This window comes from Lacimicrobium sp. SS2-24, assembly GCF_002201535.1.
In the GTDB taxonomy this organism is placed as follows: Bacteria; Pseudomonadota; Gammaproteobacteria; order Enterobacterales; family Alteromonadaceae; genus Lacimicrobium.
This window is the reverse complement of the sequence record NZ_NIWW01000004.1, coordinates 240,969-252,894: the sequence shown is the minus strand read 5'-3', so window position 1 is coordinate 252,894 and position 11,926 is coordinate 240,969. Positions and strand designations below refer to the sequence as shown.

Below are 11,926 nucleotides of genomic sequence, written 5' to 3'. Positions count from 1 at the left end.
AGACAGTCATGAATACATCTCATTCTGACGGACAGCAACATCCCATCAGTCTTTACCTTAAAATCTGGGGGTTATTATTTGTACTCAGTGCACTGTCTTACATGGTCGATTATATGCAGCTTGAAGGAATGTTGCGCTGGTCATTGATCGTGATTTTCATGTTGCTTAAGGCTGGCCTGATTATCTGTATTTTTATGCACATGATGTGGGAACGTATGGCATTAATCTGTGCGATTCTGATTCCGCCTCTTTGCCTGCTGGTGTTTACGGCCCTGATGGTGGCCGAGTCTGAGTACACTCTGTTCACCCGTTTCACTTTCTTCAGTTAACCTGAGCACGTTGCGCGATTGCCAGCCCGTGCACATTGCGCAATCTGTGGATTCAGACTGCTACGCATGTCATTCTCATCATCAGGATTCAGATCTACCGTTCCCATGATACTGCGCAAGGGGAACTGACTGGTGTTTTTCTATCACCCAAACTAGACAGGCGCATTTTCTGATCAGATGCAACGCGATCAGTTCGTAAAAAGGGTTTTCCCTGATCAGTTCCAACATGGTGGTGTTCCGCTAGCTTAGGCTCCGGCAGCATAGCAAATCATTGGCTGGACACAATATCCATTTGGATGAGAATGAGTTGCCGCTAGCGTCCTGGGATGGCCTGCATCAGTCCTGCCGGATAATCTGGCTGACTTCCAGTAAAGGAGAAGCGTCAATGTCCTTGGCATCCATCATTGATGCCAGGCGCTGAACGGCAAATACCAGCTGGTTTTGCTCCCAGTCTTCGAGTTGTGCAAAACGCTGAACAAAACTCGCCTGCAAAGGCTGCGGAGCCTGTGCATAAACCGCTTTGCCTTTATCGGTGAGAAATACCCCTACCTTACGTTTATCCTTGTCATCCCGTCTTCGCAGAATCAGTGCGCGGCTCTCAAGTCTGTCGAGGATACTGGTCACTGTGGCCGGACTCAGGTTGGTGGCCTGGGCCAGCTCCTTTACCATAGGGCCACTGTCATCTGCGATAGCCGCCATAATCAGTAGCTGTGGAACCGTCAGATCAACATGCTTTTCCAGTTGTTTCGAATGCAGGCCAATGGCCCGGATCACTTTGCGCAGCGCGACCAATAACTCATCGTGTTTTTGCATTACCGCTCCCTTAAAAGAGTCCCGATTATCCCAATTTCTGTCATAAAAGCGCGTTTTTTCTGTGGCCATACGGCAGTAATAGTTAGATGGCGAATTAAAATTGGTGAACCATTTGCGTACTTTTCCGTAGAAAAGTGGGTTTGAAATCGTTAATTCATATTCTGGCGATGGAAATTAAGCCGAATATCAGCGAAAAACGGTGTTGTTTACAGAGTTTCGTTGATGATCACGTCGCTTTACTTGATTTTCAACCTATATCGCTTAACACTATTAATTAGTGTAGAAATAATATGTGTACAATTAAAAACGCAAAACAACTCACCACAACCATTCAGGGACACAAAGTTAATTATGTTTAATCGTAAAAAACTGAGTATTGCCGTTGTTTCCGCTCTTGCTGTCAGCCCTATGACATATGCGCAGGAGCAAAGTGAAAAGAAGAAAATCGAAACCATTCAGGTCACTGCTACTAAACGTACTGAGTCTATTCAGGATGTGCCGGTTGCGATGAGCGCCCTGAATGGTAAGCAGCTGGAGCGGCTGGGTCTCGATAACTTCAATGAATATGTCGAGTTCCTGCCGAATGTGGTGTTTCAGGGGACGGGACCCGGCCAGAATGAAGTGTACATTCGGGGCGCAGCCACAACCCAGACCAACATCTCAGTATCAACCGTACAGGCATTGCAGCCAGCAGTGGCCTTTTATCTGGATGAGCAGCCGGTATCCATGCAGGGCCGGAACCTGGATATCTATGCCACGGATATGCAACGGGTAGAGGTGTTACCAGGGCCCCAAGGGACCCTGTTTGGTGCCAGCTCGCAGGCCGGTACGATTCGTATGATTACCAATAAGCCGGATCATGCTGGCTTTGCGGCAGGGTTTAAAACCAGTATCAGCTCCACCAAAGGCGGTGAGATGAGTAACTCGGTAGAAGCCTATCTGAATATCACTCCCACTGATGATCTCGCGTTACGTGTTGCCGCTTACAATGATCGCCAGGGTGGCTGGATTGACAATATTCTCAACGATCCTGGTAATGGTGGATATCGTGGCAGCGCTGAGGTGATCAGTCGTATCTCCGGTGGGGTACTGTCGGACCCCGCTAATACACCCATTGTAGCGCCTCAGAATGATGCTTTGGTCGAAGACGACTTTAATGACGCACTTTATTCCGGGGCCCGTTTCAGTGCCTCATACCATATCAACGCCGATTGGAAGCTGTTGCTGCAACATACCCAGCAATCACTGAATACGGAAGGCGTGTTTTCTTATGATCCCAACCTGGAAGGTGAAACCTCCACTAACCGCTTCCAGCCAGAGAGCAATGACGATGACTTTGGTCTGACGACCTGGACCCTGGAAGGGCGTCTGAAGCAACTGGAGGTGGTGTATACCGGTGGTTATCTGGACCGTGAGATCAACTCGCTGATTGACTACACCGGCTACACGAATGGCGGTCTGTTCTCGGCGTATTATGTCTGTAACTATGGCGGGAGTGTTCCTGCGGAAGACGAAGCTTGCCTGGATCCCACCAAGTTTTATACCGAAGAAACCGATGTGGGCCGTGTGACGCACGAACTACGCTTTAACACACCGGTTGAGAATCGCTGGAGGCTCACAGCGGGTGTGTTCTATGATGATCAGGACCTGTCCACCATTGGCTCCTTCAAGATTGCCAGCACCGAAAAATTCCCTAATCTGGCCAGAACCCTGCCTGGCAACGAGGGTATCAACAGTGACGGCGGTCCTTTCCCCTCCGAGATCAGTTTCGTAAACGATATTACCCATACCATCGAACAAATTGCGGTCTTCGGTCAGGGTGAGTACGACCTGACCGATACGCTGACCCTGACGTTGGGCGCGCGCTGGTACGAAATCAAAGATACCTACAAAGGCTCAACCTCCACGGTGGATGTGAGCGGGCGTCTGCGTGCCTTTGGTGATGGCAGCGACCAGGCACTGATTGATTTCTTCGGTGACGATGCACAAGGCTATATCGATGCCATTGACAGCGGCCAGCTGGATATCAGCCTGGTTGATGACAATGGTGCGGTGACCGTGGATGATGTGATTTACAAGGCGTCACTGGACTGGAAAGTGAGCGATGATGTGTTGTTGTTTACAACCTACTCTGAAGGTTTCCGTCCGCCGGTGACTAACCGTGTCGGTGGTGGCGCAGCAACCAATAGCAGTGGTGTGTTTGCCGATTTCCGGATTCCGGTGTATTCCACCACAGATACCCTGAAAAACTACGAGTTGGGTATGAAGGCCGATTTCTTCGAACAGACCCTGCGTGTTAACGCCACGGGGTACTATTCAGAAATTACGGATCTGCAGACATCACGATTCGATCCTACCAATATCAGCTTCCTGGTCTTTACCGATAACGTGGGTACGGCGGAGATCACCGGCCTGGATGCCGATTTCCAGTGGTACGCCACGGATAATCTGGTGCTGACCGGCGCCATGAGCTGGCTGGACACGGAGCTGACAGAAATTAACCGTGAACTTCAGGGCATCGCGCCACCTAAAGGTAGCCGTTTACCCTTCTCTTCTGAGTTTTCCGGTAACCTGCAAGCCAACTATTTCTACATGCTCGACAATGGCTGGGAAGGTTACATCAACGGTGCTATCAATTACACCGGAGACAGTCTGGTGGGTATGACCATGGACGCCTATGTGATGGAAGATGCGACGCAGCTTATTTACGGCACCGGAAGTGGTCTGGAAATCGAGCGTGAAGCCGCCGTGTATGAAGGCGTAACCTACACTGACGAATCCGGAAATACCTTTGCCGGTGGTCGTTATGTTCAGGGTAGCTATGCCGTGGCTAATATCGCCTTTGGTGTCAGAGCCAACGATTGGACCGCGGAGCTGTATATCGACAATATCACTGATGAACTGGCCACACAGTATATCGATACGCAGCAGTTTACACCTAAAGTCGTCACCAATCGTCCACGTACTATCGGTGTGCGCTTCTCCTATGATGCGTTCTGACAAGTAAGAGTGTTGTAAACCCTAAGGCAAGCGCACTGCGCTTGCCTTTTTTCGTTGTGGCTTGCATGCTTCTGTAGCGAAAAACGCTGAGCCCACAAAGAAGATTACGGAGTAGCCATTGACGTTATCAACCGGTGATACACTGCGCCAGATTCAGCAGCGGATTCAACAGGGCAGCTTTGATGAGGCTGAAACGCAGATCAATGAATTGTTGGTAAGCGAACAGCCGCCAGCAATCACGCAAGAACTATATTATTTACTCGCGGTCAGTCAGCGTTTTCGTGGTGCGCTGGATGCTGCCGCTGTGACCCTTAACACCTTGCTAAAACTCAACCCTTCTCATGCCAGGGCCTTTCAGGAACGAGGCTATGTTTATCAGGCCCAGGGCAATGGATTGGCAGCAGCGAAAGGTTTTTATCAGGCAACACAACTGAACCCGGCCCTGCTCAGTAGCTGGAAGATGTTGTTACCCATCTATCAACAGGCGGACCAGCAACAGGCGCAGGCTGTGGCAGAAAAGCAGATAGCTCAGCTGGAAAAGCTGCCCAGGCCTTTGCTCGGCGCTTACGATTTAATGTACGAGGGTAAGCTGGCGCAGGCCGAGCAGGTTTGTCGTCAGTTTCTGCAACAGCATAAACACCATGTCGAGGCCATGTGTTTGCTTGCCGAAATTGGCCAGCGACTGAAAATATATGATGATGCCGAGTTTTTACTGGAAAGTTGTGTTGAGCTGGAACCGGATAATCAGACTGCGCGTGCGCAGTATCTTGGATTGTTGCTCAGAACCGGCAAGTACACCAAAGCGCGAGAGCAGGCCGAGTATTTGCTGGAACAAGCACCACAGCATCCTGCTTATACGGTCAGTCTGGCGAGTGCGCTGACCGGTTTAGGGGAGAACGAAAAGGGCATTGCACTGTATCAGCAGGTGGTGAACAAGGTGAATCAGCCTGCCGATGTCTACTTGCAGCTCGGACATGCGCAAAAGGCCATTGGTCAGTTTCACGACGCGGTTGCTTCATATCGCAAGGCATACCAGATCCGCGCTGATTTTGGTGACGCCTATTGGAGTTTGGCGAACACCAAAACCTATAGTTTCAGTAAATCGGAAGTGGCAGAAATGAAAGCTCTGGCCATCTCTGATGACACGTCAGAAGAGGACAAAATTCACCTGTATTTTGCGCTGGGTAAGGCCTTTGAGGATCAGCAGGATTTCGCCGCGGCGTTTGACTTTTACGCTAGCGGTAATCAGCTTAAACATCGGCAATCCGGTTATAACCCGGATAAAACCACACAAATGGTGGATGCGCAGATTGAGCACTGTTCCAAAGCCTTATTTGCTGAGCGAGGGCATCTTGGGGCAGCGGATGTCGATCCTATCTTTATTGTGGGGTTGCCCCGGGCGGGCTCGACATTACTTGAGCAGATTCTTGCCTCTCATTCCCAGGTTGACGGCACCATGGAGCTGCACAATATTCTGGGACTGGCGATGCGTCTTCGCGGCAGGAATGTTAATCAGGAACCGGCCTATCCTAAGAATCTCCATGAGATAAAAGATGAGTATTTCGCGGCATTTGGACAGCAGTTTATTGAAAATACCCGAGCCTACCGTGGTAATGCGCCATTTTTTATCGACAAGATGCCGAATAACTTCCTGCACATTGGCTTGATCAAGTTGATCTTGCCCAATGCCAAAATCATCGATGCACGTCGCCACCCTATGGCCTGTTGTTTCAGTGGTTATAAGCAACTCTTCGGCGAGGGGCAGGATTTTAGCTATAGCCTCGACACCATGGCACGTTATTACCGGGATTATGTGCGATTGATGGATCACTGGCAGCAGGTTTTACCCGGGCAGGTACTCTTAGTGCAGCATGAAGAACTGTTACTGGACAGTGAAACGCAAATACGTCGAATGCTGGATTTCTGCGGCTTACCTTTTGAACCCCAGTGCCTGGAATTCTATCGAACCGAACGCAGTATCAAGACGCCCAGCTCAGAGCAGGTGCGACAACCACTGAACACCCGGGCTGCCCAACAGTGGCGACATTTTGAGCCCTATCTGCAGCCGTTAAAGAGGGTATTAGGAGATAAGCTGTTAGAACAATACAGCCAGTATGAGATACTTGACTGCGATCAATCGCGAGGTTGATGGCGTTTGATGTAGCTGAGAATAAAACGGCGTATTTCTTTGGCGGCTTTGGTGTTTTGTTGTTCACAAAGGTGAACAAACTCATCCCTAGTTTGCTTGTCGATACGAATCAGCAGTTGACTGTCTTTCTTATGCTTTTTTTTGCTCTTATCGGGCATACGGGATTTCGTGGCTACAGGGGCCCCGATTGTAACCTGTGACACTTTTGTGTCAATGTGGCGTCGTTTGGCGGATGACGCCGCCTCACCAGAGCAACAAAAGGGTGTTCAGGGCGAGAAAAACGTTAAAAAATAGCCATCTGCGGGCAAATCACTGGTCGCAATGGGCTGATCAGGGCTAGACTACAACTCTGGACGATGAGAACCGAGAAAAATATGAAAAAATCACTACTTAGCACACTAATTGGGATCAGCGCACTGTGCACAAGCACGGCGTATGCACAGAGTAATATGTACGGCTTGCTCGGACTGAACTATGCCGAGGCAGATCAGGAGCAAATCAGTGCGAAGGGGCCGGGTTACAGTTTTGCTATGGGCTACGAATTTCATCGTCAGTGGTTTGTAGAACTTGGCTATCAGCAATTGATCGATGAAGACGCCGATAGGCTGACTGCTGATAACCTTGGTACTGAAGATAGCAATAGCGCCACCGGCGATGCCATCTATGCTGCGGTTCTTGGTAAAGCGAGGTCACAGGCCGGGACGTTGTTTTATCGCTTAGGTGTGATGAGCATTAAATGGCAGGCTGATAGCTACCTGGCTGAGGGCAGAGACTGTGCTGCCGGGACAGCCAGCACCGTGGTTGTTAGTGATAGCCTGAATGCGACCCGCTGCGCCGTGGACGATACTGCTATTGCTGGCGTTGTTGGACTGGGCTTCGATTTTGTGCTGACTCAAACTGTGGATGTGCGCCTCGAGGCTCAGCATATTCGCGGCGAAGACGATTTACAGGTCAACCTGGTACAACTCGGCGTAAGGTATAACTTCTAGCTCAACCAATAGGCTCTGTATTGATGCTCAGGATCATATCGTTGGGCCTGGGCATCAATATCAAACTGACGCCCGTGACGAGGGTCATGGGCCTGTCCTGCTATGTAACTCCAGTTGCCATAATTACTCGGCGCATCATAGTCGATTAACTGGTGTTCAAACCATGCTGCGCCGATGCGCCAATCCAGTTGCAGCTCATAGATGAAGTAGGATGCCACATTCTGCCTGCCCCGGTTACTCATAAAACCAGTTTGCAATAATTCACGCATATTGGCATCCACAAACTCCTGGCCGGTACGTCCTTCACACCATCTTTTTAACGCCTGTGGGTCGTCTCTAAAGGACCTCTGAGCCGCGGGGGGAGAATAAAAGAAGTCGGCTTCCATCCTGCGCGCTTGCAGATGAAAAAAGTCCCGCCATAACAGTTCGAATATCATCCAGTATGTTGAATCGCTGGCCCCAAAGCGTGACTCATAGCATTTAACTTGCTGGTATATGCGCCGCGGTGACAGACAACCTTGTGCAAGCCAGGGAGAAAACTTACTGGAATAATCAGCCCCTAAAAGCCCATTGCGGCTTTGTTTGTAATGACCCACTGCACGTTGCTCCCAAATGTAATCCTTCAGTCTTTTCCATGCCGATTGCTCACCCCCATGAAAATTGAGCACGGCTTTATCGGATACGTTACATTCAGTCAAAATAGGACTTGAGCCCAGCGTGTTCATTGTGATGTCTGGCGCAGAGGGCAGGCGGGTAGGGGGCGACAGGGGTTGAATACGGGGCCAGTTGGCCTCCACTTTCTTGCGAAAAGGCGTAAAGCTTTCAGGCATCTGGTTAAGCACAAAAGGAAGCTGATTCTGACTCAGTAAGGTAGGAGCACCTCTGAACCTGACATGATATTGCTCTGCCAGGTGCGCCATCTGCTGTGTCTCATACCAGCTGTCAGGCTGTTGGCAATAGATACAGAGCGATCCAAGCTCGGCGGTGAGTCTGGCCATTACCTGATGAAGCGGGCCCTGAGTGATCAACAAGCGCTGCCCCAGGCTGTTCAGGCGCAGCTCAAGTTCCATCAATGATTGCCAGATAAACCGGGCGCGTAAGGGACCGGTGGCAGGCCAGTGTCCTTCATGACGACCTTGTACTTCGTCGAATACGTATACACACAGCAGTTGTGAATGTTGACTGGCGGCCAGCAGAGCCGGATTATCATCAACACGTAAATCGTCGCTAAAGAGCATTACCGCAATATCAGAGGGCATCAGAACAAACTCAGTTGTTGGGTGGCTGGTGTGGATTTTTGTGAACGCCTTGATGGTTTCTTGTGGTACCGACGACTGGCGTGTTGACTGACCACCCTGCGGGTTTCCGATTGATTGACATGCTCCCGATAAAAGGCAAACAGGGTCTCTCTGGCTTGTCTTGCGCTAAGCTCCGGGTCAATTACCGGCTCGGGGTAATCCAGGGAGGCAAAATCAGGGCTTCGCCAGGGCTGATGAATATAAGCACTGTGCAGTGGACGCAGTGGTGTTAACCAGCGCCGGATAAACTGACCGTCTGGGTCAAAACGCATGCCCTGTTTGATGGGATTGTAGATGCGAAAGGGATTGATACCGGTGGTGCCGGACTGCATCTGCACCTGCGGGTAATGAATCCCGGGCTCGTAATCTGTAAAGAGTTGCGCGAGAAACGCCGCAGGTTTCTGCCACGGAAGCCACAAATGGTAACTGGAAAAAGCCATCAGCATGGCTCGCATGCGAAAAGGCAGCCAGCCTGTGTGTCGCAACATCATCATGCAGGCATCCACAAACGGAATGCCTGTTCGGGCTTCACACCACGCCTCAAATAGCGAGGGATCAAAGCTTTCAGAACGCAGAGGTCTGAGATCCCTATGAACGGCATGCAACTCATATTCGGGCTCTGTTTCCAGTTTCTGAATGAAGTGGCAGTGCCAGTGCAGGCGCGATTTAAAGGCTCGCAGCGCCCGTGAGTGCTGCGATTTTTCCAGCGTCGCCACAGTATTTTGAACAACTTCTTTCATGCTCAGACAGCCATAGGCCAGATAGGGGCTGAGACGGGAGCTGAACTGTGGCCCACTGACCGGGCTGGAGACACTGTGCAAATAGCGCTGCTGACGATGACAGAGGAAACTCGTCAGTAGTTTTTTACCTGCTTTGCACCCGCCGATTTGCCCGGACAGACAAAACAGGCGGTCGTTACCGGGATAGGAAGAGGGCAAATCCTGGTAGGCTGCAGGTGGTGGTATGAGTTTGGACAAGTTCGCATCAGCCACCACGGCCGCGCGCATCTGTTGCTGCCAGATGTGATCCCAGTGGTCCCGGTTTACAGGGCCTCGTTTGACGGCAAACTGGCGTGATTGTTGCCATCGTACATGATTCGTTGCGCACCAGCGTTGTACCTGCTGGTCACGGATATAGGTCCACTGATTACCCGTTTCCTCATGGCTAAACAGGGTGTGAATACCAAATTGCTGGTGCAGCTGTTGCAGACAGGCCTGCACTTCACCTTCGGCTATCCACAGTCCGGTCTTTTGCTGAGCGAGATCCTGATTCAGGTCGCACAGGCTTTCACGGATAAATTGCCAGTGTCTGGCACTGGTATCTTTTAGTTGCCAGTACTGGGGCTCATGGACATAGAGCAGGATGACAGGACGTGTACCCTGGGTCGCCTGATACAGAGGGGCATGGTCCACCAGCCGCAGGTCTCGTTTCAGCCACACCAGGTTAATCATAGTGAATCGAGGCGCTCAAGTAAGTGTTCACTCCAGTCCAGCAGCGCTTGTTGGTCGTCATGTGACTTTTTTTGCCACTGACTGAGCATCAGTGCCATTCTGGGATTATCTTTGAATTTACTTTGGTGGCGATGAATGAACTGCCAGTACAGGGCATTGAACGGGCAGGCTTTATTGCCGGTCGTCTGATTAATGTTGTAAGCGCAGTTTTTGCAGTGATTGCCCATTTTATTGATATAGCGGCCGCTTGCTGCATAGGGCTTACTGGCCACAAAGCCATCGTCGGCATACAGGGCCATCCCCAGCGTGTTAGGCAATTCGACCCACTCGAAGGCGTCAATGTAGACCGCCAGATACCAGCGACACACCGCTTTTACGTCCAGACCGGTCAGTAAGGCAAAATTACCGATTACCATCAGCCGCTGAATATGATGGGCATAGGCCTGGTTTAATGAGCTGCTGATTGCCTGACTGACACAACGCATGCGTGTATCGCCGGTCCAGAACCAATCCGGCAAAGGAGTGGTGGAATTGAGTGCATTGCGATGCTGATAATCGGGCCCGCAGTGCCAGTAAAGTCCTCGCACATACTCCCTCCATCCCAGAATTTGCCGTATGAAGCCCTCTACCGCATTAAGCGGTGCCCGACCATCCTCATACGCCTTTACAACGGCTTCACATACCTTTACCGGGCTCAGCAGACCAATGTTGATGTATGCTGATAATAGGCTGTGAAACACTGTGCTTTGATTGTCAGCCAGCGCATCCTGATAGTCGCCAAAGCTCGGCAGACGTAGCTGAATAAAGTCATCCAGAGCCTGTTCAGCTTGTTGCGTGGTGACCGCCATGGCGAAGTCATGTAGTGTTCCGGGGTGGTGGGCAAACGTCTCGTTGACCAGAGCAATCACGTCCTGTGTGATGGTATCTGGCTCAAATTGCAGCGCAGGAGGGGGCACAACAGAGGGATCCCAAGGCTGACGATTTTGTTTGTCGTAGTTATATTGCCCGCCCAGCGGCTTATTGTTGTCCATCAACCAGCCCGTTTGCTGACGTGCCCAGCGATAGTAGTGCTCCATACGAGGCGATTTCTTACCCTCAAACCACCCCAGCATCGTCTTGCGGCTGAAAATAAAATTACTGCAATCGAACTTCTCGGTCGGCACGTCCAGCCGCTTTGTTAAGGTATCTAACTCCTGATCGAGTCGGTATTCACCCGCTTCGACATAAGCAAAGGCCTGATAGGCATGTTGTTTTAGCTGGTGGCATACCAGCTCGCTGATGCTGTTCAGGCCAGCTTCAACCGATTGTTGGTAAGTGAAATAGGTGACCCGGTAGCCACTGTCTCTGAGGCCTTTTGCCATATGGCGCATGGCCGAGAAAATCAGGGCGATTTTGCGCCTGTTATGCGGTACATATCCGGCTTCATCGGTGAGCTCGGCCATCAGGATATGGTCTTGTTGCTTGTCCAGCTCGCGAATTGCCTGCTGGTGTTGATCCAGCTGATCGCCCAGCAGTAATAATAGTTTTGACATAAATGAGGTATATAGGTGCCGTTACAGCTTTATTCGGTTGTAGTGGGTAAGGGGATCAACTATGTTGGTCAAAACACAGACTGGGAGAGTACGATGAAAAATGAACTGGACAGCCGCTTTGTTCTATCCGTTTTTGAAAAGATACGCGAGCATGGAAAGCAACAGGATGAATCTTATCGTCTTGATGGGGTAAAAGCCTGGACTGACTTTGATGGTTACACGGTTTTTATTGAAGATGCCCAGGTACAGCTGCGTTTTGGCTTTCACAATCAGTATCACTTTGAATATGAAAAAGCAGAGCATCTGGAACAGTTTGAAAAGAAACTAAAACAGATAGACGCGAAATATTAACGCTGTTTACCGTT

At 50.5% G+C, this 11,926-nt stretch carries 10 protein-coding genes; 5 read left to right on the top strand and 5 right to left on the bottom strand.

Annotated elements, in window-relative coordinates; all coding sequences use genetic code 11:
- Nucleotides 1-8: 8 nt before the first annotated feature.
- The gene (locus CCY32_RS09410; protein ID WP_088330353.1) at nt 9-329 is read left to right on the top strand and encodes a cytochrome C oxidase subunit IV family protein; all 321 of its coding nucleotides are present in this window, start codon (nt 9-11) and stop codon (nt 327-329) included.
- Between the two features lie 336 nt (nt 330-665).
- On the opposite strand, the gene CCY32_RS09405 is transcribed toward CCY32_RS09410, so the two are convergent.
- The gene (locus CCY32_RS09405) at nt 666-1,142 is read right to left on the bottom strand and encodes a MarR family transcriptional regulator (RefSeq protein WP_088330446.1); all 477 of its coding nucleotides are present in this window, start codon (nt 1,140-1,142) and stop codon (nt 666-668) included.
- Nucleotides 1,143-1,493: 351 nt separating this feature from the next.
- Between CCY32_RS09405 and CCY32_RS09400 the strand changes: the two genes are divergently transcribed.
- On the top strand, nt 1,494-4,142 hold the full coding sequence (locus tag CCY32_RS09400; RefSeq protein ID WP_088330352.1) for a TonB-dependent receptor: 2,649 nt from the start codon (nt 1,494-1,496) through the stop codon (nt 4,140-4,142).
- Between the two features lie 118 nt (nt 4,143-4,260).
- Nucleotides 4,261-6,291: a sulfotransferase gene (locus CCY32_RS09395; protein WP_088330351.1), complete on the top strand. Its 2,031-nt coding sequence runs from the start codon at nt 4,261-4,263 to the stop codon at nt 6,289-6,291.
- On the opposite strand, the gene CCY32_RS17210 is transcribed toward CCY32_RS09395, so the two are convergent.
- Complete coding sequence (locus CCY32_RS17210; protein WP_168171472.1) at nt 6,276-6,449, bottom strand: hypothetical protein; 174 nt, start codon at nt 6,447-6,449, stop codon at nt 6,276-6,278. The genes CCY32_RS09395 and CCY32_RS17210 overlap by 16 nt on opposite strands.
- Nucleotides 6,450-6,665: 216 nt before the next feature.
- Here CCY32_RS17210 and CCY32_RS09390 point away from each other — a divergent pair, with 216 nt between their 5' ends.
- Complete coding sequence (locus tag CCY32_RS09390) at nt 6,666-7,280, top strand: outer membrane beta-barrel protein (protein ID WP_168171471.1); 615 nt, start codon at nt 6,666-6,668, stop codon at nt 7,278-7,280.
- Here CCY32_RS09390 and CCY32_RS09385 read toward each other — a convergent pair.
- From CCY32_RS09385 to CCY32_RS09375, 3 genes are read right to left on the bottom strand one after another with little or no spacing between them, the layout of a single operon-like run.
- Complete coding sequence (locus CCY32_RS09385; protein ID WP_088330349.1) at nt 7,277-8,539, bottom strand: DASH family cryptochrome; 1,263 nt, start codon at nt 8,537-8,539, stop codon at nt 7,277-7,279. The two genes, CCY32_RS09390 and CCY32_RS09385, sit on opposite strands and share 4 nt — an antisense overlap.
- A complete protein-coding gene (locus CCY32_RS09380; RefSeq protein ID WP_088330348.1) occupies nt 8,539-10,029 on the bottom strand; it encodes an FAD-binding domain-containing protein in 1,491 nt (496 codons plus the stop codon). Before CCY32_RS09380 ends, CCY32_RS09385 begins: the two co-directional genes overlap by 1 nt.
- Entirely contained in the window at nt 10,026-11,561 is a 1,536-nt protein-coding gene (locus CCY32_RS09375) for a cryptochrome/photolyase family protein (RefSeq protein ID WP_088330347.1), read from the bottom strand. Before CCY32_RS09375 ends, CCY32_RS09380 begins: the two co-directional genes overlap by 4 nt.
- A gap of 93 nt (nt 11,562-11,654) precedes the next feature.
- Between CCY32_RS09375 and CCY32_RS09370 the strand changes: the two genes are divergently transcribed.
- On the top strand, nt 11,655-11,912 hold the full coding sequence (locus tag CCY32_RS09370) for a DUF3081 domain-containing protein (RefSeq protein WP_088330445.1): 258 nt from the start codon (nt 11,655-11,657) through the stop codon (nt 11,910-11,912).
- Nucleotides 11,913-11,926 lie beyond the last annotated feature (14 nt).

What these genes read in the sequence shown, in the direction of transcription:
- CCY32_RS09385 (WP_088330349.1), bottom strand. Translation starts at nt 8,539, where the DNA reads ATGCCCTCTGATATTGCGGTAATGCTCTTTAGCGACGATTTACGTGTT.
- CCY32_RS09375 (WP_088330347.1), bottom strand. Translation starts at nt 11,561, where the DNA reads ATGTCAAAACTATTATTACTGCTGGGCGATCAGCTGGATCAACACCAG.
- CCY32_RS17210 (WP_168171472.1), bottom strand. Translation starts at nt 6,449, where the DNA reads ATGCCCGATAAGAGCAAAAAAAAGCATAAGAAAGACAGTCAACTGCTG.
- CCY32_RS09380 (WP_088330348.1), bottom strand. Translation starts at nt 10,029, where the DNA reads ATGATTAACCTGGTGTGGCTGAAACGAGACCTGCGGCTGGTGGACCAT.
- CCY32_RS09405 (WP_088330446.1), bottom strand. Translation starts at nt 1,142, where the DNA reads ATGCAAAAACACGATGAGTTATTGGTCGCGCTGCGCAAAGTGATCCGG.
- CCY32_RS09370 (WP_088330445.1), top strand. Translation starts at nt 11,655, where the DNA reads ATGAAAAATGAACTGGACAGCCGCTTTGTTCTATCCGTTTTTGAAAAG.
- CCY32_RS09400 (WP_088330352.1), top strand. Translation starts at nt 1,494, where the DNA reads ATGTTTAATCGTAAAAAACTGAGTATTGCCGTTGTTTCCGCTCTTGCT.
- CCY32_RS09410 (WP_088330353.1), top strand. Translation starts at nt 9, where the DNA reads ATGAATACATCTCATTCTGACGGACAGCAACATCCCATCAGTCTTTAC.
- CCY32_RS09390 (WP_168171471.1), top strand. Translation starts at nt 6,666, where the DNA reads ATGAAAAAATCACTACTTAGCACACTAATTGGGATCAGCGCACTGTGC.